The 23,379-nt window shown below is 56.6% G+C and carries 13 protein-coding genes; 11 read left to right on the forward strand and 2 right to left on the reverse strand.

The features are described 5' to 3' along the window. The first annotated feature begins 147 nt into the window (after positions 1 to 147). The 11 genes from ACE6ED_RS17655 (at position 148) to dnaJ (ending at position 13,315) form a co-directional block, all read left to right on the forward strand. The gene (locus ACE6ED_RS17655; RefSeq protein WP_410828532.1) at positions 148 to 1,539 is read left to right on the forward strand and encodes a stage II sporulation protein P; all 1,392 of its coding nucleotides are present in this window, start codon (positions 148 to 150) and stop codon (positions 1,537 to 1,539) included. A gap of 101 nt (positions 1,540 to 1,640) precedes the next feature. Beyond that, positions 1,641 to 2,183 carry a hypothetical protein gene (locus tag ACE6ED_RS17660; protein WP_410828533.1) on the forward strand — a complete coding sequence of 181 codons (543 nt, stop codon included), beginning with the start codon at positions 1,641 to 1,643 and terminating at the stop codon, positions 2,181 to 2,183. Between the two features lie 158 nt (positions 2,184 to 2,341). Continuing rightward, complete coding sequence (locus ACE6ED_RS17665) at positions 2,342 to 2,893, forward strand: RNA polymerase sigma factor (protein WP_410828534.1); 552 nt, start codon at positions 2,342 to 2,344, stop codon at positions 2,891 to 2,893. Further along, complete coding sequence (locus tag ACE6ED_RS17670) at positions 2,880 to 4,067, forward strand: DUF4179 domain-containing protein (RefSeq protein WP_410828535.1); 1,188 nt, start codon at positions 2,880 to 2,882, stop codon at positions 4,065 to 4,067. Before ACE6ED_RS17665 ends, ACE6ED_RS17670 begins: the two co-directional genes overlap by 14 nt. A 194-nt stretch (positions 4,068 to 4,261) precedes the next feature. Continuing rightward, complete coding sequence (lepA, locus tag ACE6ED_RS17675) at positions 4,262 to 6,076, forward strand: translation elongation factor 4 (protein ID WP_410828536.1); 1,815 nt, start codon at positions 4,262 to 4,264, stop codon at positions 6,074 to 6,076. A 386-nt stretch (positions 6,077 to 6,462) separates the two neighbouring features. Continuing rightward, a complete protein-coding gene (hemW, locus tag ACE6ED_RS17680) occupies positions 6,463 to 7,632 on the forward strand; it encodes a radical SAM family heme chaperone HemW (protein ID WP_410828537.1) in 1,170 nt (389 codons plus the stop codon). A gap of 76 nt (positions 7,633 to 7,708) precedes the next feature. Next, positions 7,709 to 8,218 carry a GNAT family N-acetyltransferase gene (locus ACE6ED_RS17685; RefSeq protein WP_410828538.1) on the forward strand — a complete coding sequence of 170 codons (510 nt, stop codon included), beginning with the start codon at positions 7,709 to 7,711 and terminating at the stop codon, positions 8,216 to 8,218. A gap of 94 nt (positions 8,219 to 8,312) precedes the next feature. After that, positions 8,313 to 9,344, forward strand: coding sequence for a heat-inducible transcriptional repressor HrcA (gene hrcA, locus ACE6ED_RS17690; RefSeq protein ID WP_410828539.1), 1,032 nt, complete (start codon positions 8,313 to 8,315; stop codon positions 9,342 to 9,344). A 151-nt stretch (positions 9,345 to 9,495) separates the two neighbouring features. Then, positions 9,496 to 10,083, forward strand: coding sequence for a nucleotide exchange factor GrpE (gene grpE / locus ACE6ED_RS17695; RefSeq protein WP_410828540.1), 588 nt, complete (start codon positions 9,496 to 9,498; stop codon positions 10,081 to 10,083). A 152-nt stretch (positions 10,084 to 10,235) separates the two neighbouring features. Continuing rightward, entirely contained in the window at positions 10,236 to 12,074 is a 1,839-nt protein-coding gene (gene dnaK / locus ACE6ED_RS17700; protein WP_410828541.1) for a molecular chaperone DnaK, read from the forward strand. Positions 12,075 to 12,193: 119 nt separating this feature from the next. Continuing rightward, entirely contained in the window at positions 12,194 to 13,315 is a 1,122-nt protein-coding gene (dnaJ, locus tag ACE6ED_RS17705; RefSeq protein WP_410828542.1) for a molecular chaperone DnaJ, read from the forward strand. A 369-nt stretch (positions 13,316 to 13,684) separates the two neighbouring features. Here the strand turns inward: dnaJ and ACE6ED_RS17710 are convergent, their stop codons facing one another. Both ACE6ED_RS17710 and ACE6ED_RS17715 read right to left on the reverse strand, forming a co-directional pair. Further along, positions 13,685 to 18,193: a S8 family serine peptidase gene (locus ACE6ED_RS17710; RefSeq protein ID WP_410828543.1), complete on the reverse strand. Its 4,509-nt coding sequence runs from the start codon at positions 18,191 to 18,193 to the stop codon at positions 13,685 to 13,687. A 336-nt stretch (positions 18,194 to 18,529) separates the two neighbouring features. Beyond that, entirely contained in the window at positions 18,530 to 23,308 is a 4,779-nt protein-coding gene (locus tag ACE6ED_RS17715) for a S8 family serine peptidase (protein ID WP_410828544.1), read from the reverse strand. Between the last annotated feature and the right edge of the window lie 71 nt (positions 23,309 to 23,379).

Below are 23,379 nucleotides of genomic sequence, written 5' to 3' on the forward strand. Positions count from 1 at the left end.
ACTATAGGCAATCTTACAGCAAGGAATGCAGGGGAGTGACCGGGCGATGCTGCCGGGAAGGCTCCTCTTTTTTTATGTGTTCTAGCGAACCTCCTCCGCTCATAGATTTGAAGTATAAGAGAATGACAGAGGGCTGGAGGAGAACAAATGAACAAAAAATGGTTTCAGCTGTGGAATATCGGCCGGCTGCGTGCCCGCCTGCTCGATTTGCTGTCGCTCGGCCGAACGATGCTGGTGCTCGCCGCCGGTTCGCTGGTGTTTTTTATGCTGCTGGGAGCCGGAGGCGTGGCCGGAAGCAAGCTGGGCGGTTCGCCGCTGCCGTCAATGAACGGACTGGCTGCTTCGCTTTCGAGCGGTTTTTTTATGGACATGCTGGGGATGGAAGTGCCGCACCTGCCTGAAGGCAAAGGAGATGATACGCTTTCGGGAGGCAAGGTTACCGCGTATTTGTTCGAACTGCTGACAAGCGTCAATCCAAACGATCCCAAAACCCTGCTGTCCCGCGAAGTGCCGGGCATGGGAGCGGATGACCCGGTCCTGCTGCGAAAAGGGTCCGGCGGCATTGCAGACGGCCCGGCGGATTATCATCCGGGTACGGGGGACGAGCCGCCTTCCGGCACGGGGGGCCAGGGGGCGGAGGCTTCGCCCGCTCCATCGGCTGGATCGGCCGGGGAAGCCGGGGGAACGCCGGAGGCGAGCGCGGCTCCCGGTGCAACCGGTGCGCCTGACGGAGATCCGGCGGGAGGCGACGAACCCGCTGGGGGCGGCGCCTCCGACCCAGCTGCTTCGCAGGCCCCGGACACGCCGTCCGTCCCCGAAGGCTCCCCCGCCCCGTCGCCCGGCGCCGCGGAGCCGCAGCAAGGCGAAGAGCTGGACGGCAAGGGCGTGCTTATCTACCACTCCCACCCCCGTGAAGCGTACAATCCGCTGCTGGGTGTAGAAAGCGACAACCCAAGCTCCGCTTCGCCGGACAAAAACGTCATGCTGGTCGGTTCCTACATTGCCAAGCGGCTGGAGGAACAGGGCGTCGGCGCGCTGCATTCCACGGCGGATTATGCGACAGAGGTCGAGAATTACAACTGGAATTTTTCCTATAAATACTCCCGGATGACGGTTAAAGCGGCAATGGCCGAAAATGAGACGCTGACCCAATTTATCGATATTCACCGCGACTCACAGCGCCATAAGAAAACAACAGCGGTGATTGACGGAAAAAGCTATGCACAGGTGTATTTTATTCTTGGACACGGTAATAAAAATTGGAAGAAGAACGAAGCGTTCGCTAACGAGATTCATAAGCGGCTGGAAGCAGCTTACCCGGGCTTGTCGCGCGGCATCTGGGGCAAGTCGTCCAGCAAAGGAACAAACGGCGAATACAACCAGTCCCTTTCCCCGAACAGTGTGCTGATCGAAGTTGGAGGGATTGACAGCACAAATGAAGAGCTCAAGCGGACGGCCGATATTTTGGGCGATATGATTGCCGAGGTGTACTGGAGCCATCAGAAAGCGGATAAGGCGGCGGCTCCAGCTTCTAAATAACGTCCGAATAACGTTGGCGGAAAACTTATGTGTAACGGCAGCATTAACAGGACGGGCAGTGCCCGTAAGCGGCATTACGGAACGCGGAAAGGAGCAGGATCATGGGTCATCGCAGATCGGTTGGCAAGCGGTTGATAGTTATCGGCATATGGGCGGGGCTAGGAATTTTGGCCGGGATGCAGCTTGGAGGGACAAGCGGCTCCAAAAGCACCGGGCTGCCCGGATGGGACACAGATGTACAGACAGCAGTGCAGACAGAAGCGCAGACGGAAATGAGCGGGAACGTCAGCGGAAGCGGCGGAGTGAAAGGAAATCCAGGCGCCCTTTCGCCTGCGGACTCCGGATTGCCGGCGCAAAGCGGCGGTTCCTATGTATATATCCCGCCGCAGGGCGGAGCAATTCAGATTTTTCCTGCTCCGCAGGAGGGGACAAGCCGGACGGACGCAAGCCAGGGAGCTATGCCGGAGGCACCCCAACTCTATGGGGAGGCGGACCTGGGCACCCGGACGCCTGAGCAGATTCTGCTGCCCGAAGCGGAGGGGCCGGCCGTGGACGTCCTGGCCGAAAAGACGGCGGGGCTTCTGCAGCGGGCGTCCCGGGAGGGCATCCGCTGGGTCGTTTCTCTATTCGGTGCAGCGGAATAACATAGCCATTTCAGGCGGGCGGTTCCACTCCGGCAGGAGGGACGCCCGCCTGATTTTCGTTGTAAAATAATTGGATATCCTGTAACCTTCCCGCACCCGGCTGCATCTAATCCGCGTACAACCGTCAGACTGACGGTCGAAGAAAGGAGGAGACGCTCATGGAACCGGCAATGGACGAAGACATGAATGAGCTCGCAATCCGCGCCCGGCAGGGGGACAAGGAAGCCTTCATTGCGCTGGTCAGGCAGCAGGAAGCGCAAATGTACGGCATCGCCAAAGCGATTGTCAAGAAAGACGAAGACTGTGCGGACGCCATGCAGGAGGCGGCGCTCAAAGCTTATGAAGCGCTGCCTTCACTTAAATCACCCGCTTATTTTAAAACCTGGTTATTCCGCATTTTGATTAACGAATGCAATGCGATGCTGCGCAAACGTTCGAGGCATGTTGTCATGGCCGACGTGCCCGAGCAGCGGCAGCCGTACCGGCAACAGACAGCCCATGATCTTGAAGAGGCGATATGCAGGCTGGAAGAAGTGTCCCGTACAATCGTTGTGCTGCATTATTACCGGGATATCCCGCTTAGGGAGATCGCCGGAATGCTGGACATGTCGGAAGGAGCGGTCAAGACGAGGCTGCACCGGGCCAGAGTGGCGCTGCTTGGAATGTTGACCGAATCAGGGGAGGGGAAGATGACTTATGGAACTTCGTGAACTAGAGCGGGAACTGCAGGGACTGGCGGGCGAAAAAACAAGCTCTGCCGTTTCGGCGGATGTACCCGAGGTGGTCCGGCTCCGGATGGATGAAGCTTACGGACAACTTCGTTCCGGCAAGCGTGAACAACGATCCGGCAGTCAAACATCCGGCAGCCAAACCCGGTTTCGCCGCAAAATGAAGCGGGCCGCGGGAGTGGCGGGCGCCGCGGCGGTGTCTGCCGCACTGCTGCTTGGATCGGCTTTTGTCTCGCCGGTCATGGCCGAGACGCTTAAACGCGTCCCGATTGTAAACAGTGTCATCAGCCTGATGGGAGATATGGGCCTCCGCACCGCTGAACAACAAGGGCTGGTGACCTCGGTTGACCGCAGGCTTACGCAGGGAGAAGTAACAATTAACCTGTCGCAGACCATGTACGACGGCACCCGCCTTGTGCTGGTGATGAACCGTGAGGGGGCGGATCCAGGCGGAGAAACGCTGTCGGACTGGTGGAGTATTAAGACAAATAAGACAGACCGGATTGCGAGCAATATTGAATTTTTGGTGGGGGGCAAGCCGCTTAATACCGCCTGGTCGGTCAAGTCTGGCAGTGAAAACCCAAACGCGCTTATCGTGACTATGTACGATGCTGACAGGCTGGGGCTGCCCGAAACCTTTGACTTGACTGTAAAAATGACAATCGCGAAGATCGGGCAGACCTTTGAGTTTGAGGTGCCGGATGTAACAAGACTGTCGTCTGCCATGGAGCTTACGTCCTCCGAAGTCCGGTCTTTAGACGGGCTGACGCTGTCGGTTAAGAAGCTTACGCTCACCCCGGCGACGGCAAGCGTTGTGCTGCGCATAGAAGGCGAAAACGGAATGGATTACGAGACGATGCTGGACCAACTGCCGGACCGGTACAAACTTACCGGATTCCTAAATCTTGAATACGACCTGGTTGATGAGCAGGGAACCATTCAAACCATGCTGAGCGGACATGGCCAAGACGAAGATGGGGTAGGTTATCAAACGATTAACTACATGCCTTTTGACAAGCTGCCTGCTTCGCTGACCGTGAAACCTTATTTAAGGGAAGGAAAAAACAAGACGTACCTGCCGGAGCTGTTCATTACGATTCCGGTTGAAGGGCCGGCCGGCCTTGGCGAACCCGAAAATGCCGGGGCGGAACAATGAGAAAAATGGGAGGGGAGGAGTACGATCAGAAGTGCGAACAGAAGTGCGATCAGAAGTACGAACAGAGGTGGTTTCCTGTACCCTGCGCTGGTTGTGGAAGATAAAGGCCGCTGACCACGCTAACGCGCCCCATTGATGGGATTCCCTCAGACTGTTATAATAGGTTGATTAACAACTGGCTGTGGGGGTAAGGCATGACAGACGTTCAGAAAAGACAACAGCAAATCCGCAATTTCTCAATTATTGCGCATATAGACCACGGCAAGTCAACGCTGGCCGACCGGATTCTGGAATACACCGGCGCACTCACCTCGCGCGAAATGCAGGCCCAGGTGCTGGATCAGATGGATTTGGAACGCGAACGCGGTATTACGATCAAGCTGCAGGCGGTCCGGCTCACTTATAAGGCCGACGACGGTCAGGAGTATTTGCTGAACCTGATCGATACGCCCGGGCATGTCGACTTCACGTACGAAGTGTCGCGGAGCCTTGCGGCCTGCGAAGGCGCGCTGCTGGTGGTGGATGCGGCCCAGGGCATTGAGGCCCAGACGCTGGCGAACGTGTATCTGGCGCTGGACAACAACCTGGAAATTTTGCCGGTGATCAACAAAATCGACCTTCCTAGCGCCGATCCCGAAAGGGTGAAGCAGGAGATCGAGGATGTCATCGGGCTGGATGCAAGCGAAGCCGTCCTGGCTTCGGCCAAAGCGGGCATCGGCATCAAGGAGATTCTGGAGCAGGTGGTCACCCAGGTGCCGCCGCCAACCGGCAATCCGGACGAGCCGCTGAAAGCGCTGATTTTTGACTCCCATTACGATCCTTACAAAGGCGTTATCGTCTACGTACGGGTAGTTGACGGCAGCATCCGCGCCGGCTCGAAGATCAAAATGATGGCAACCGACAAGACGTTTGAAGTAATCGAAGTCGGGGCATTTATGCCGCGGATGACGATTGTCGACGAACTGGCTGTGGGCGACGTCGGGTTCATCGTCGCAGGCATCAAACATGTCGGCGACACCCGTGTCGGCGACACGGTAACCGACGCCAAACGCCCGACGGCCGAGCCGCTGCCCGGCTACCGGAAGATTAATCCGATGGTCTACTGCGGTCTCTACCCGATCGAGACATCGGACTACAACGATCTGCGCGAAGCGCTGGAGAAGCTGCAGCTGAACGACGCGTCGCTCAGCTTTGAACCGGAGACATCGAGTGCGCTTGGCTTCGGCTTCCGCTGCGGATTCCTGGGCCTCTTGCACATGGAGATTATCCAGGAGCGGATCGAACGGGAGTTTAACCTGCCGCTGATCACTACCGCACCAAGCGTAATTTACCGGGTCATGCAGACCAACGGCGAAATGATCGAAATCGACAACCCGTCCAATTATCCCGAGGTAGGCAAAATCGATTACGTCGAGGAGCCGTACGTCAAAGCTGCGATTATCGTGCCTAACGATTTTGTGGGCACCGTAATGGAACTTTGCCAAGGCAAACGCGGCGAGTTCGTAAATATGGAATACCTGGATGCCAACCGGGTAACCATCACGTATCAAATCCCGCTGTCGGAGATCGTTTACGATTTCTTCGACCAGCTGAAATCCGGCACCAAAGGTTATGCGTCCTTTGACTACGAACTGTCCGGTTACCGCCAGTCCAACCTGGTGAAGATGGACATTTTGCTGAACGGCGAGCAGGTCGATGCCTTGTCCTTCATCGTTCACAAGGAACGCGCCTACAACCGCGGACGGATTATTTGCGAGAAGCTGCGCGGCATCATTCCGCGTCAAATGTTCGAGGTGCCGATCCAGGCGTCCATCGGAACAAAGGTCGTCGCGCGCGAGACCGTCAAAGCAATGCGCAAAAACGTCCTCGCTAAGTGTTACGGCGGCGACATTTCGCGGAAGCGGAAGCTGCTGGAGAAGCAGAAGGAAGGCAAAAAACGCATGAAGCAGGTCGGCAGCGTCGAGGTGCCGCAGGAAGCATTCATGGCGGTGCTGAAGATCGACGAATAGATAACGGGCACACTAGTGCGCCTGTCGTCCCCATTTGAATAGCTTGCGACCAAACAAAGGAAGCCGTCAGGCTTCCTTTTCTAAATACAGCATGCGGCATTCGGCCGCGTCTCGAGCGCCCGGGCTATGCTCATTGCACACTCAAGCCGCCGGACAGCAGCCCGTAAAGCGGATCTTAGAGCCGCAAGCGGCAGCCCGAATGCAGCGGTGCGAATCTGCTGCCCGAATCCGGCTGACCACTTACGGCTGCCCAAATAAGACTGCCCGAACGCGGCAGCCGGAATACGGCAGTGCGATCGGCAGCCCGAATGCGGCAGCCCCAATACGGTAGTCTAAATGCGACTGCCCGAATGCCGTACAAACCCAACCCGAGGAGGACTGCTCCCATGAGCGAACTAATTAGCCGTCCGCCCCAGGCGGTGTATATTCATATCCCTTTTTGCACAAACAAGTGTTTTTACTGCGATTTCAATTCCTATGTTCTGAAGGATCAGCCGGTCATGGATTATTTGCGCGCGCTGGATCTGGAGATGGAGCGTACGGTACAAGAGACGCCGCCCGGTACCATCCGCAGCATTTTTGTTGGCGGAGGTACGCCTACGGTGCTGAAGCCGGATGAAATGGCGTATTTTCTGGCGTCGATCCGGCGTCATTTTCCCGATTGGGCTGAAGATATCGAGTTTTCGATGGAGGCGAATCCCGGAACTACCGATCCGGAAAAGCTGGCTGTGATGAAAGAGGGCGGCGTTAACCGGGTCAGCTTTGGCGTTCAGGCGTTTCAGAACGAACTGCTGGGCGAAATTGGACGCATTCACAATGTGGATGATGTATACCGGAGCCTGGATAATGCCAGAGCCGCCGGGATCGACAACCTGTCGATCGATTTGATGTTTGGGCTGCCCAATCAGACGGTGGAGATGCTTGCGTACAGTGTGAAGCGTGCGCTGGAGCTCCAGCTTCCGCATTACTCCGTTTACAGCCTGAAGGTTGAGGAGAACACTTTGTTCCACACGCTGTATAACAAAAACAAACTGCCGCTGCCCAGCGAGGAAGACGAGCTGCAGATGTACCTGACGCTGATGAACGAAATGGAGAAAGCCGGATACGGGATGTACGAAATCAGCAATTTTGCGAAACCCGGAAAGGAAAGCCGGCATAACATAACGTATTGGCGCAATGAAGACTACTATGGACTGGGTGCGGGAGCCCACGGCTATGTAGGACGCCGCCGCCATGTGAATATCAAGGGCGTTAATCCGTATGTTGAAGCCGCCAAAGCGGGACTGCCCCGGCTGGATAGCTACCCTGTCACGGAGGATGAAGCGATGGAAGATTTCATGATGGTGGGGCTGCGGATGCGTGAAGGCGTGTCGGAACAACGGTTCCGGGAGCAGTTCGGCCGGGAGCTTGGCGAGGTGTTCGCCGCACCGCTGAATAAAATGCTGCATAACGGCCTCCTGGAGAACGCGGGCGGAAGCTACCGGCTCAGCGAGCGGGGGATCCTGTTCGGGAATGATGTTTTTGCGGAATTTGTCGGCGCTTTGACCGCGGGCTGAAACCGAAAATAACCCTTGAATTCACATTCACTATGTTGTATATTTATTCATATTATCAGCTAGGGAAGTGAATGGGATGCCGGTGAAAACGGATGCGGCCGCCGCTCCGGGCGTAAAGACGTCAGGCGGAGTGATCTGCCGGAAGGCGGGGCAGGAAGATGTAGAAGAGTTGTTCCTGATGATCGAAGAATACGCGAGAGCCGGAATTATGCTGCCTCGTTCGCGCAAGGCGCTGGAGCGCCAGATCGGCCAGTTTGTGATTGCCGAACTGGACGGCCGGTTTATAGGCTGCGGTTCTTTATTCCGGCTTGGCGACGATCTGGTGGAGATCCGCTCCATCGGTCTCCGCGACGAAGGAAAAGGCAAAGGCATCGGTTCGATGATCCTGGCGGCCCTGCTGGAGGAAGCGGCCAGACAGCGTATTCCGAAGGTGATGGCGCTCACGTATGCGGTCGATTTTTTCATCCGAAACGGCTTCCAAGTCGTGAATAAAGAGATTTTTCCCGAGAAAGTGTGGACCGACTGCGTCAACTGCTCAAAGCAGCATGCATGCGACGAAATAGCGGTGCTCAAGATACTGAACTGACTTGACAATGTCAAGCTCAGTTTGGTATTTTTGTTATAGCGGTTAGCACTCGTCTTACTTGAGTGCTAACGAATGAACCGCAGGAGGGATGGAGATGTTAACCGAACGTCAGAGAATGATTTTGAACGCCATTGTGGACGATTACATCCGTTCGGCCGAACCGGTAGGTTCCCGCAGCATATCCAAGCGCGGCGACGTGAAATACAGTCCTGCGACCATCCGCAACGAAATGGCTGATCTGGAGGATCTCGGTTATCTGGAGCAGCCGCACACCTCGGCTGGACGTATTCCTTCCCATAAAGGCTACCGGTATTATGTGGACCATCTGGTTCCGCTGAATACGGCCAACCTGGCGGAGACGGATGCCATCCGCGCTTTTTTTGCCGAGAAGCTCAGCGCGATGGAGCAGGTAATCCAGCATGCCGCCATGATTCTTTCCAATATGACGAACTATACTTCCATCCTGCTGGGACCGGAAGTTTTTCATACTTCGCTCCGCCATTTTCAACTGCTGCCGCTGGATGACCGGACCGCCGTCGCGATCATTGTCACCAGCACCGGACAGGTGGAGAACCGGACCGTTTCGATTCCGCCGGAGATTTCCGTATCCGAGATGGAGAAGGTGGTGAACCTGCTAAACTCCAAGCTCGTCAACGTGCCGCTGTATAAGCTGAAATCGCGGCTTTATACCGAGCTGTCCGAAGAGATGCAGCGTCATATTTCCCATTACGAGGAACTGATGAAGGTGCTGGATACGGCACTGGAGAGCGACCGGGAACAGCGCATATATCTTAGCGGCGCGACCAATATGCTCACCCAGCCGGAATTCAAGGATGTTGACAAGGTCAAGGATATCCTGGACCTGCTGGAGGAGACGCCGACACTGCTGAAGATGCTGGCTCCCGCAGCGGGCGGAACCGGCATTCAGGTGAAGATCGGAACCGAGAACAAGCATGAAGCGTTCTCCAACTGCAGCTTGATTACAGCGACGTATACCTTCGAAGGGGAAGCGCTGGGCAGCATTGGGATTTTGGGACCGACCCGGATGGAATACGGGCGGGTAATGAGCATTTTGGACATTCTGTCGAAGAATTTGACGTCGATGCTCGCGCACTGGTATAAATAGACTGCGGGTAGTCCCGGCAGAAGGGCTGCTTTGGCACCGTAATAAGGAAGTTTCTGCTGCGGTGCCCTAGCGGTTTGAATGGCGGACCGCCGCAGGGAGCCGGGACCATAAGGATAGAACGATCGACAGCAGGTTAAGGAGGTGAACAGACTTGAAAGAGGAACAAGTTCAAGAAACGAAAGAAACCGTGGAAGAAACGGCGAAAGTAAACGAAGAGACCGCCGCCGAGCAGGCGGAGGGCGCATCGGAGACGGAAACTGCGGATTCCGCGGAGACAGCCGGCGAAACATCGGCTGAGGTACAGCGCCTGCAGCAGCTGGCGGACGAGCATCAACAGCGTCTGCTGCGCGTTCAGGCCGATTACGACAACTTCAGACGGCGCACCGTGAAGGAGAAGGAGGAGCTGGCCCAATACGCTACTTCCAAGCTCGTTACGGAACTGCTGCCGGTGTTGGATAATTTTGAGCGCGCGCTGTCCACCACTCCGGCGGGAGCGGAATCGGAGGCGTTTGCCAAAGGCGTGAACATGATTTTCCGTCAACTGGAAGGCGCGCTGAAAGCGGAAGGCCTGACGGCGATGGAGACGGTTGGACAACCGTTTAATCCGGAATATCACCAGGCGATCATGCAGGTTGAGAGCGAGGAATACGAAGAGGGCATTGTGACGGAGGAAGTCCAGAAGGGCTACCTGCTCAAAAACAAGGTGCTTCGTCCCGCTATGGTCAAAGTCAGCATGTAACCTAGTTTACACATAACCTGCCGGGGCCGCATACCGGCCGGCGGTGGACAGATTCCGCCGCTAACGCCGGAGTGGCCTGGGCGAATGGAAACACAACGGGAGCCCGTGAATGGCTCTGCTATTTTGGATTTATTTCAAAGGAGGAACATACTGTGAGTAAAGTTATCGGCATTGACCTCGGTACCACCAACTCCTGCGTTGCCGTAATGGAAGGCGGCGAGGCGGTTGTAATCCCGAACCCGGAAGGCGCGCGTACGACTCCTTCGGTTGTCGGCTTCAAGAAGGACGGCGAGCGCATCGTCGGCGAAACGGCAAAACGCCAAGCCATCACCAACCCGGACCGTACGATCATTTCGATCAAACGCCACATGGGCTCGAACCACAAGGAAAACATCGACGGCAAGGACTACTCGCCGCAAGAAATCTCCGCAATGATTCTGCAAAAGCTGAAGTCGGACGCGGAAGCTTATCTCGGCCAGCCGGTGACCCAAGCGGTTATCACGGTTCCCGCTTATTTTAACGACAGCCAGCGTCAAGCAACGAAGGATGCCGGCAAAATCGCAGGCCTTGAAGTGCTGCGTATCGTCAACGAGCCGACGGCTGCCGCGCTCGCTTACGGTCTGGAGAAATCCGAAGACCAGACGATTCTGGTATATGACCTTGGCGGCGGTACATTCGACGTCTCGATCCTGGAACTCGGCGACGGCTTCTTCGAAGTAAAAGCGACCAGCGGCGACAACCGCCTCGGCGGCGACGACTTCGACCAGGTGATTATCGATCATCTCGTTTCGGAATTTAAGAAAGAACAAGGCATCGACCTGAGCAAGGATAAAGCTGCGGTACAACGTCTCAAAGACGCAGCTGAAAAAGCCAAAAAGGAACTGTCCGGCGTTCTGACGACTACAATTTCCCTGCCGTTTATCACGGTTGTTGACGGCGTTCCGCAGCACCTTGAAGTAAACCTGACCCGTGCCAAGTTCGAAGAGCTGAGCGCAGGCCTGGTTGAGCGGACCCTCGGCCCGACTCGTCAGGCGCTTAAAGATGCGGGCATGACCCCGGCAGACCTGAACAAAATCGTGCTTGTCGGCGGTTCCACCCGGATTCCGGCCGTACAGGAAGCGATCAAGAAGCTGACCGGCAAAGAACCGCACAAAGGCGTGAACCCGGACGAAGTGGTAGCGCTGGGCGCAGCGGTTCAGGCAGGCGTCTTGACCGGCGATGTCAAAGACGTCGTTCTGCTCGACGTAACGCCGCTGTCCCTCGGGATTGAAACCGCTGGCGGTGTCTTCACCAAAATGATCGAACGCAACACAACGATTCCTACCAGCAAATCGCAGGTGTTCTCGACATTCGCCGACAACCAGCCGAGCGTGGAAATTCACGTCCTGCAAGGTGAACGCGAAATGGCGGCGGGTAACAAAACGCTTGGACGTTTTATGCTGGGCGATATTCCTCCGGCACCGCGCGGCGTACCGCAGATCGAAGTTACGTTCGACATCGACGCCAACGGTATCGTAAACGTATCGGCTACCGACAAAGGAACAAACAAAACCCAGAAGATCACCATTACTTCGTCCAGCGGTCTGAGCGACGATGAAGTGGAACGCATGATGAAAGACGCCGAGCTGCACGCTGAAGAAGACCGTAAGCGCAAAGAGCTCGTGGAAGCAAAGAACAGCGCCGACCAGCTGATCTACTCCACCGACAAAGCGATCAAAGATCTGGGCGACAAAGTGGACGCTTCCGAAGTCGACAAAGCGAACCAGGCAAAAGACAAGCTGAAAGCGGCGGTGGAATCCGACAATCTCGACGAGATCAAAGCAGCTACCGAAGCGCTGACCGAAATCGTGCAGCAGCTGTCCGTGAAGCTGTATGAGCAGGCTGCCCAGCAGCAGGGAGCTGAAGGCGCAGCCGGTCCGGAAGCCGGAGCGGCCCCTAAGGATAACGTCGTTGACGCCGACTACGAAGTGGTTGACGAAGACAAAAAATAAAGGTAATCTTAGACGATAACAAAGACTGGGGAAGGTCAAGACCGGGTCATCCCGTGTTTTGACTTTCCTTTTGTGTTGAGGATCGGATGGGAAATCCGGATTTATCGGAGGTGAGAGACGTGGCAGACAAACGCGATTATTACGAAGTGCTTGGCGTAGGCAAGGGTGCTTCGGATGAGGAAATTAAAAAAGCGTACCGCAAGCTGGCCCGCCAGTATCACCCGGACGTCAATAAGGCTAGTGACGCAGAGGCCAAGTTCAAGGAAGTGAAGGAAGCTTACGACGTGCTCAGCGATTCCCAGTCGCGGGCCCGGTACGACCAATACGGTCATATCGACCCGAATCAAGGAATGGGCGGCGGCTTCGGCGGCGGCGGAGATTTTGGCGGACTCGGCGATATCTTCGATATGTTCTTCGGCGGCGGCGGACGGCGCGATCCCAATGCGCCCCAGCGCGGCGGCGACCTGCAATATACCATGACGCTTGAGTTCAAGGAAGCGGTCTTCGGCAAAGAGACCGACATCACGATTCCGCGTACCGAAACCTGCGATACCTGCTACGGCTCCGGGGCCAAACCTGGAACCAAACCGCAGGCGTGTACGGTATGTCATGGAACCGGTCAGCAGGAAGTGGTGCAGAATACGCCGCTCGGCCGGATGGTGAACCGCCGTCCTTGCTCGAACTGCGGCGGCGCAGGCAAAATTATCAAGGACAAGTGCGGCACCTGCGGCGGCAGCGGCCGCGTGAAGAAGCAGCGCACCATTCATGTCCGGATTCCTGCCGGTGTGGACGACGGCGCCCAGCTGCGCATGAGCGGCGAAGGCGAAAGCGGTCTGCGCGGCGGACCGTCCGGCGATTTGTACATTGTCATCCGCGTCAAACCGCATGATTTCTTCGTGCGGGAGAACGATGACATTATGTGCGAAGTGCCGCTGACCTTTGCCCAGGCAGCGCTCGGCGATGAGATCGAAATCCCGACGTTGACCGAGAAGGTCAAGCTGAAGATTCCGGCCGGTACCCAGACGGGCACTTTCTTCCGGCTGAAGGGCAAAGGCGTACCCCGCCTGCGCGGCAATGGCCAAGGCGACCAGCATGTACGGGTGGTCGTTGTGACACCAAGCAAGCTGAGCGATGAGCAGAAGGATTTGCTCCGGCAGTTTGCTTCGCTGGACGGAGAGCAGACCCATGAGCATGAGCAATCGTTTTTTGACCGGATGAAGCGGGCCTTCCGCGGCGAATAGCATAGTTATAGTTCAGGGCTGTTCCAGTGCCATTTCGATGGCGCGGGGCGGCCCTGTTTTTCTTATACTCCGGTGCTGGAGATTTAAGCAGGGCAGATTGGGGGAAGACCGACGGGCGCGCGGATTCAAGCGGGGGAGAGTGGGGGAGGATTAATGGCTGGGCGGATTTGCAACAGCGAACACACGCAGGTCAATGTGAAAAGGCCAGACAGCGAAAAACCAGACGGAAAAAAGCCAGACGGTGCGAGATTTCTCCCTGCCGTCTGGCTTTTTAGGTAATGCGGCCAGTGTATGTGGAACCCTGCTGGAAGCGCGGGGTTCCGCTGGCTGGTACGTAGTTCATGATTTTTGAAAATGTGGATAATGCTCTTATTTCGAACGCAGGTCGGCAAATACGCGGCTGAGCAGCGTTGCGGTCTGCGCGCGGGTCAGCTTGCCGTTTGGATTAATTTTTCCGTTTTCCCCGATAAAGTAGCCTTCATCGGTCACAAAAGCGATGGCGTCACGCGCATTCGCCGGAATCGACCCGGCATCGGCGAAGGAACTCAAACTCAACGAAGCCGGTGTGCTTGTGGCGTTACCGCCCAGCGCTTGGAACAGCAGAACGGCAGCTTGGGAACGGGTCAGCTCGGTGCGTGCTCCATTTTCACGGATATGCGTCGGCCAGTTATCGCCTTTGCCAAGCAGACGGTCAAGCAGGGTCTGAAGCTCAGCCTGATTTACCTTATCGTTCGGGATAAAGGCGTTGTTGGCGCCTTTGCCTGCGACCAGGCCGTGGGCCAGCAGGACTTCAATGTCGGCTTTAGCCCAGTGGTTGGCAATGTCGCGGAACGTGCCGGTACCGGCAGCCGCAGCGTATTGGCCGTCACCACTGACTGTAAAGACGACTTCGCCGTTTTGCGGCAGCGCGCCTGGCTTCAGGTACGTCAGCTGTCCGCCTGCGCCAACCGTGTAGATGCCGACTTTGCGCAGATCGGCTGGTGCGGTACCGCTCAGCTTCAACTCAACGGACAGCGGCGTGCCGGTCAGTCCGGTCTGAATGCTGAGCAGCGGCGAAGCCAGGCTGACAGTGGAGCCGGACGAAACGGTTCCGGCCCCTGGGTCAAGCCGGAGCGTTACGGCAAGCGCTTTGCCGGACAGGCCTTTCAGAGCCTGGGCGGGCAGCGTAACGGAAAACGCATCCGCATCCAGCGTCAGCGCCCGGCCGGACTGGATCAGCCGCTCGGTCTGCTGCGCGGTGAACGTGACGTTCACCGGCTGGCCGGCGGTGAAGACGGCACCGTCCAGCTTGATCACGGCAGCGGATGCAGCCGAGCCGGACAGCGCGGCGTCAAGCGCCGTATCCGTCACCGGAACTGCGGCTGGAGCGCCAGAAGCAGCCGGTGCTGCCGTGGCGGCCGGAGCCGAGCCGGGAATGGAGCCGGGCACGGAAGGCGGGCCGTTGTATACCGGAGCGGAAGGCTCGGCGGACGGCGTTGGGCTAGGTGACGGTTCAGCCGAAGGCGTCGGTGTCGGTGTCGGGCTAGGCGACGGTTCAACCGAAGGTGTCGGCGTAGGTGTAGGTGTTGGTGTCGGCGTAGGTGTAGGATTAGGCAGAACGCCGGAAGCTACCTCTACCGATGCCAGCAGCGTGCCGTTGGCGGCAAGCGGAGCTTCCGCTTCGGTCTGCACGTTTACTTCACCCAGACGGAATTGATATTCTCCTGCTTCCGCGGTATCAAAAACAAGCTCCGCAAGCAATCCGTCCCCTGTATAACCCGCTTCGTTTTTGAATTCAAGTTTGATCCGGTTTTGCCCCCCGCCGATGGCTGCGGGTTCGACCGTTGGGCCGTACGTATCAAAAATGACGCTGGACACGTTCGGAACACCCAGTCTGCCGTCATAAACAAGATCCAGCGAAACGCCGTATACCGCTTCGGTTGCAGACAAGTTCAGATCAAGCGAAAGCGGCTTGCCTTGGGCGGACTTGGCAAGCGGATGTACCGCTACGCTGTCGTTTCCGGTATTCAGGCGTACGATTTGACCGTAGTCACCTTCCGCCTGGCCATTGCCGACAGGGTCCATCAAGTAAATTGTATATTCGTTGACTCCCGCTGCCACAGGCACCGGAATGCGGAACGAACCTTCGCCTTCGTTCGGGGTCACGGTCCCCGGAACGCTTGTCAGGCTGCCGGTTTCATCCCGGAAGACGGCTTTGGCCGTAAAGCCGGTAACGTTAACACCGGCGAGGCTGTCTGTGAACGAGCCGGTCAGTATGGCGGCAGTTTTGGACTCGTCGGTATACTGGACGTCCACTGCTCCGATTTTTGGTTTTTTAGTGTCAATTTTAAATTGAATGGCCTGCTGCTTATCCCAGACTCCGCCGGGAAGTACAGGAGTAATGGTATAAGTGCCGTCTGTAAGCTGAATGGAAGCTTGGGTTTTGGGATCCGTTACCGTCCCTGTCCAATGCATGAGTTCATACAATCCGATCGTAACCTGCTTATCCGAAGTAAACAGATCGCCAAGATAGGTCGAAGGCTCCCCGTCCTTAGTTACGGCCATACGCAGATTGTCTACGTGATGGTTCACGGAGAAGGAGAAAACCGTCTCATCGTACCACCCGTCTTTATTCGGCGAAATCGCCTCATCGTCTACGGTCAATGCCGTAACGGGAGGGAGAATAAATTTGTCTCCGACATACACGCTGAGCGGTATAGCGAGTGCAGAGGAATTTCCGCCAGGCGCCGTAGCGGTGAGCCGGATCATTCCAAGCAGCGCGCCGTCTTTTGCGTTATCCGTGGTATGAACCGTCACATTGAAAAAGTCCTGCCCAGCAGTGACTTCTGTTTTGTCCACAGAAACCGTGACGCCCTCTACCGGAGCCGATAGCCAGTCGGCGGCAATCTCGTAGGTGCTTCCGCTGCCCAGGTAATTGTCCAGGTATACCGCTTTGGTTACGGTTGTTTCTTTAGGCTGCAGACCGAAAGAGAGGGAACTGGTGTAAAAAGGGTATACCGGTACGCCAGGAATCGTGCTGTCGAACGTATCACCGACCTTGGCGATGGCGTCCGCATGAACCGACTTGACCAGGTTGATCATACCGGCGCCTTGCTGGTTTAGCGAATACAGATTGCCTTCCACATCCTTGATCGGATCGGCGTTGTTGGCGAGCAGCGATTTGATCTCAAACGGATCCAGCTCCGGATCCTTGCTGAGCAGAAGCGCTACGGCTCCCACAACGTGAGGGGTGGCCATACTGGTACCCTGCTTGATGCCAAAAGCGGTATCGTACTCTCCATTGGTACTCTCCCAGAGCGGGACGGTCGAATTAATCGAGGTGCCGGGAGCGACAACGTCCGGCTTGATGTCGTAATTCGGCCGGGCCGGACCGGTGGAGCTGAAGGGAGCCAAACTCGGGTCAGCGGCAACGATGGTGAACTTCAGGGTGGCGTTGCCTTTGCCCAATTCCGCTTTGATGGCATTGCCGGCAGCAAGCGAAATGCCGTAAGTCGGAGCATAGCTGCCCGGAGCGCCTAAAGTGGGGGACAGATCGCCCTCCGCATTGTTGGCGATCAGCACCGCTTTGGCGCCTGCGGCGGTAGCGTTAACCGCTTTTTCGCCGAAGGAGAAACCTCCCCGGTCGACCAAGGCGATTTTTCCGGAAACATTGACGTTTGCAAAATCATTGACGGTTCCAAGACCTGCATACACCACCTCAAGTCCGGATAAGTCCTCCGTCAGCTTCGGCGAGTAGGTCGCCTGGTTGCCATAAAACGGCGTGGCGTCGCCGATTACAAATCTGGGATTAAACGCGGGGGAAGTGGCCGCCCCTACGGTAATCGCGAGCTCTGATCCGCCCGGGGAACCCAGGGTTTCCGCTTCTGGACCTGCATTACCCGCAGCTATGACGACATTCACGCCCGATTTCACAATATTGTTGATCGCAATGGAATCGGCGGAATACGTCTGGTTGATGCTCGTTCCAAGCGACAGGTTTATGACCTGTGCGCCATCCTCATAGGCTTTTTCCACACCGGCCATAACGTCTTCGGTTGTTCCGTACCCATACGGTCCGAGAACGCGGTAGGCGTACAGATCCGCATCCGGAGCCACGTCAAGCACCGTTCCGGCTACATGCGTGCCGTGGGAGGTGTCGTATTTGGAGGTGCCTTTAGGCGGTTTGCTTGCATCGGGCCGGGTCTCATATGGATCGCTGTCGTTATCCACCATGTCGTAGCCGCCTTTGTAGTTATCCTTCAGCAGCGGGTGGTTATAGTCGATGCCAGTGTCGACAACGGCAACCTGCACGCCTTGGCCGGTGATGCCTTCGCGGTGAAGCACATCAGCGCCGATCAGCTTGCCGCTCTCCGAATAGTCCCGCGTGACCGGCGGTGCAAGCGTTGCAACTGGAGCCGCGTCTTCAAGTGCGTGATACACATTGTTAGGGTAAACGGCGCTTACGCCCGGCAGGGACAGCAGGCGGTCGACCTGGTTGCCGGGAAGTGTGACGGCATAGCCGTTAAACACTGTATCGTATTCTTGTCCGACAGCCGCGCCGATACGCTCGGCTGCGCTGCGGAAAGTGGCGTGTTCCGACTTGATTTTGCTCTGCTGGGTGGACAAGGCCGATGCCGACCGTCCGGCGCTCCGCTGCTCCACGGCAAAAGCGGTTAAAGGTGTGTTTTTTAATCCTACAATAACGGTAACCGGATCGGCACTGTCGGAATTTCCGGCAAAATTATGCGGCAGCAGTGAAGCGGAAGCCCGGCCAAATCCGGTACCGGGTTCCCCGGAAGGCGAAGGTGAAGCAAAGGCCGCTGAAGGCAGAAGCAGGGTTGCTGCGAGTCCCAGGCTGGCGGCCCGGCGTGAGAATTTGCGTATGGATGTTCGGATCAACGTAGTTCATCTCCTTTAGGATATTGGATAGATGGATAACCCTATGTAACAAAACCTCCCTTCAAATTGCTTTGGTCGAATGAAGCGTAAAATTATACTTATTGTAATGGTATAAATTACAATCAAAAATAGTCTGAGAGAACTATTTTACAAGTGGTCAATTAAGTGAGAAATGCAAATATATGAATAACTTTAGCTGTGAAAAGCGTTAATCCGGAACAAAAATATTACTGGTTATGTTATGTTTCGGTAAAGATCTGCGACAATCGACTCTTGCGGGCAGGTGAAAAAGAGGGGAGAAGCCCGATCTTTCGACAAGCTTCTCCCCTGAGGAGGTTATTCTGCGGAACGCAGGCCGGTAAAAATGCGGCTGAGCAGCGTTGCGGTCTGCGCGCGGGTCAGCTTGCCGTTTGGATTAAACTTGCCGTTTTCTCCGACAAAGTAGCCTTGGCCGGCTACAAAAGCGATGGCGTCACGCGCATTCGCAGGAATCGACCCGGCATCGGCGAAGGAACTCAGTGAAGCCGGTGTGCCGGCGGCGTTACCGCCCAGCGCCTGAAACAGCAGTACGGCGGCTTGGGAACGGGTCAGCTCGGTGCGTGCTCCATTTTCACGGATATGGGTCAGCCAGTTATCGCCTTTGCCAAGCAGACGGTCAAGCAGGGTCTGCAGCTCAGCCTGGTTTACCTTGTCGTTCGGAATAAAGGCGTTGTTGGCGCCTTTGCCTGCGACCAGGCCGTGAGCCAGCAGGACTTCAATGTCAGCTTTAGCCCAGTGGTTGGCAATGTCGCGGAACGTGCCGGTACCGGCAGCCGCAGCGTATTGGCCGTCGCCGCTGACTGTAAAGGCGATTTTGCCGTTTTGCGGCAGCGCGCCTGGCTTCAGGTACGTCAGCTGTCCGCCTGCGCCAACCGTGTAAATGCCGACTTTGCGCAGATCGGCTGGTGCGGTACCGCTCAGCTTCAGTTCAACGGACAGCGGCGTGCCGGTCAGTCCGGTCTGAATGCTGAGCAGCGGCGAAGCCAGGCTGACAGCGGAGCCGGATGAAACGGTTCCGGCCCCTGGATCCAGCCGGAGCGTTACGGCAAGCGCTTTGCCGGACAGGCCTTTCAGGGCCTGGGCGGGCAGCGTAAGGGCAAACGCATCGGCATCCAGTGTCAGCGCCCGGCCGGACTGGATCAGCCGCTCGGTCTGCTGCGCGGTGAACGTGACGTTCACCGGCTGGCCGGCGGTGAAGACGGCACCGTCCAGGTTAATCACGGCAGCGGATGCAGCCGGGCCGGACAATGCGGCGTCAAGCGCCGTATCCGTCACCGGAACTGCGGCCTGGGCAGCTGGAGCGCCAGAAGCAGCCGGTGCTGCCGTTGCAGCCGGAGCCGAGCCTGGAATGGAGCCTGGCACGGAAGGCGGACCGTTGTACACCGGAGCGGATGGCTCGGACGACGGCGATTGACTAGGTGTCGGACTAGGCGTTGGTGTTGGAGTAGGCTCACCGGATGGCGTTGGCGCCGGTCCCGTCGATGGTTCAGGCTCCGTAGAAGCTGAAGGTGTCGGCGTTGGTGTTGCAGCCGGTTCTACCACGGTCACCGTTACCTTGGCGGCGCCGGCCGGAATAGTAAAGGTCCGATAATCATTCCAGATTTGCGTGTCGCTCAGCTCAAAGGTATAGGTTCCCGTTTCTGTCGGAACAAAGGTGAACCGTGCGATAGATCCTGGGCCTGAGTATGCGCCGTCCGTTACATGGACGCCATACTGCTGCACATTCCGCCCGTCGCTCAGCTTGGCGGTATTCGAATACTCCGCAAGCGGAACGCCGGGGAAGTGCTGCTCCTGATACGTAGCCAACTGAACGCTTGGCGTAATGGACGGCGCGCTTAACTTGCCGTCATACAGCATGTTTACGACAGCGCCGTAAACCGCTTCGGTAGCTGAAAACTTCACGTCAACCGTTACAGGCTTACCAAGCTCAACCTCGCCAGCTTCCACGGAAGGCGTGACGGTTACGGTATGCTCATCTGTACTGTAACGCAGGAGCTGGACATAATCTTCATCAGCCGTGCCGTTGCCGGCCACGTCGTATACGTACAGATAAAATTCATTTATGCCTTCCTTTAGCGGAACATCGATTGCAAAAGATCCGTCTGCGCCAATTTCCCCATTGGCCTGTTCTGGTTGACCGTCCGCATTTTCGAACACTGCGGCGGCACTGAACAGCGTGTTTGGATCGGCCGGCTCCGGCCCGGAAACCAGCTCAGCCAACAGATCGTAGGCAATGCTGCCGGTTATCGTTGCCAGGCGCTGACCCCCTGTTTCCGAAGGAGCTTGTTCCTGAAGCGTCACGCCCGTTACCACCGGATTTCCCGTGTCGATCACAAAAGAAAAAGCTTGTTCATCCAGCCGGGTTTGCTGATTGCCGTAAACCGGTGTAATGGTGTAGTAACCGTCCTCCAAATGTTGCGGGGAGCCGTCGGCAGTTGATATCACCGTTCCGTCCCAGCCGAGCTGCTCGTACAGCCCGCGGTAATAAGTACCGCCGGTGGCGTAGACATCGCCGACTACAGTAGCTGCGCCGGATTCATCGGCCCGGGCAACCTCCAGGTGCAGATTGGTCAAAGGTTCATTAACCGAAAATGAAAGGTCCGCCGTATCGGACTGACCGTCAGCATTTGGCGAAATAATCGTTTCCGTCAGCTCCAGATTGGTTACCACGCCGGGCCGCAGGCTTTCGCCTACAAACACGCTGAACGGAAGCCGCAGGTCGACGCCGCGCGAGTCGGTCAGCTTAAGCGCTCCCTGAAACGAACCGTCCGGCGCATTTTCTCCTACAGACAGTGCAACATTGAAATAAGCTGATGTCTCGGAAACGGAGATGGCTGGTACGTCCGCCTGAATCTCAATCCCCGGATGCGCTGTATCCCACTCCAAGCGGATGTCATAGGGATGTGTATGTGCGCTGAAATTGTCGAGATAGACGGTTTTGGTTACCGTTTGTCCTTTGGCAAGCAGACCGTAGGACAGCGAACCGGTATGATAGGGAACCTGTTCGACACCCGGTCTTCCCGTATCGAGCACTTCACCGACTTTGGCAAGGGCTGGTTGTTTGGCGGCCTTCAACAGGTCAACGAGACCGGCGCCTTGTTCGTACAAGTCATAGACCCGGCCATTGCGGTCCGAGATCGGACGTGCGCTGTTCATTAAAATGGACTTAATCTGTTCGGGTTCAAAAGACTTCTTGAATTTTTGTTCGCCTGCTTGCAGCAGCAGTGCCGCCGCGCCCGCTACGTGGGGAGCCGCCATGCTGGTGCCGTTTTCGGCAAGATAAGCTGTGTCGTAGGTGCCGTCCGCGCTTTCCCAGAGGGGTACGGAGGACAGCACGTTTACGCCGGGCGCCACAACGTCGGGTTTGATGGTGAAGTCGGGCAGTCCCGGGCCTCTGGAGCTGAAATCGGCCAGCAGGTTGGATTCTTTTTTCAGTTCAAAGCTGATGGTGTCGGTTCCCGCTTTCAGCTGGTCTTTCAGGGCTTGGCCTTCCGCCTGCGTAATGCCGTAAGTCGGCGTGAAATCACCGGCTTCACCAAGCGTCGGGTTTAGTTCACCGGCAGCGTTGTTGGCGATCAGCAGTGCAGCAGCGCCAGCCGCCTTGGCATTTTCCGATTTGACCGAAAAGTTAAATCCTCCCCGGTCGACCAGCGCGATGGCGCCTTTTGCGTTAACTTTGGCAAAATCCTGAGCCGAACCAAGGCCAGCGTAAACCAGCTTCAGGCCGGACAGGTTTTCGGTGAGCTCCGGCGAAAACGAGGCCAACAGGCCGTAAACGGGCGGAGCGCTGCCGATCGTGAACACTGGGGTGTCCACCGGAGTTGACGAGGCGCCGACTGTGATGGCCCGGTGCGCCGCTCCCGGTGTGCCAAGCGTTCTCGCATCAGGACCCGAGTTGCCGGCTGAAATGACGACGGTCACGCCTGCTTTGACAGCGTTGTCGGTGGCGATGGCATCGGGAGAATACGCCTGATCGACGCTGGAGCCAAGTGACATATTAATCACGTCTCTGCCGTCTTTGACGGCGCGTTCAATACCGGCCACAACCTGGTCGGTTGTTCCGGAGCCATGAGGACCGAGCACCCGGTAGACGTAAAGATCGGCGTCCGGAGCAACGCTTTTGATGATGCCTGATACATGCGTGCCGTGCGAAGTTTCATACGGGCGTCCGTCTTTGTCCGGGTAATGATTGGGATTGGTTGTTTCGTAAGGATCGTCGTCGTTGTCGATCAGATCATATCCGCCTTTATCATAGTAATCCTTTAGGAATGGGTGGTTATAATCGATGCCGGTATCCAAAACAGCGATCTCCACGCCTTTCCCGGTATAGCCACCTTGGTTGAAAACGTTGGACCCTATCAGATCTCCGTTACCGACAACGGGAAAAGAGGGGGTCTGCGGATCACCGGGAACCTGCGGATCACCGGGAACCTGCGGATCACCGGGAACCTTTGGATCGGCAGGAACCTTCGTATTGGCGGCTGTCTGGCGAACACCGGATTTCAGGGTACCGGCGGACGTCTCCGTTTCGGCAGGTGCTGCGGCTGATGCATAAAAGGTGTGATTGGGATAAATAGCTTTTACTCCGGGAAGCTTTAGCAGCTCGTCCACTTTATTGCCAGGCAGCGTTACGGCATATCCGTTAAAAACTTCTAAGTATTCGTTACCTGTTGCGGCACCCAGCCGGGCGGCCGCCTGTTTAAACATGTTATGTTCTGTCCGCAGCACATTGCGCTGCAGGGAAGGGGAAAAGCTTCGGGTCCCCACATCAAATTGGGCGACTTTGACCGGAGCGCTGCGCAGCTCCACAATAACGGTTGTCGGAGTAGAGGAACCGGTGCGGGTCACATAGCTTTTGGGTGTTAAGGAAGCGGGCTGTCTTTGCTGAATGGCCTGGTCCAGCGCGCCGGCAGTGTGCAGTGATTTTTGCGTTATGCCTGGTTTCAGATTGCCGGGCTCGGGGAGCCTGGGAAGGAAAGAAGAATCGGCATAGGAAGCGGCAGGGAACAGCAGAGAAAAAAACATGCTTGCACTGACGGCACCAACACTCCATTTACGAACGTATCGTTTCGGCATTCAAATCCTCCCAATATTCTTTTTTTGTCATGCTACAGCCCGTAAACCCGATCCTCCTTTGCAGCCCGTAA

Source organism: Paenibacillus nanchangensis (assembly GCF_046543445.1).
Classification (GTDB): domain Bacteria; phylum Bacillota; class Bacilli; order Paenibacillales; family Paenibacillaceae; genus Paenibacillus_AQ; species Paenibacillus_AQ nanchangensis.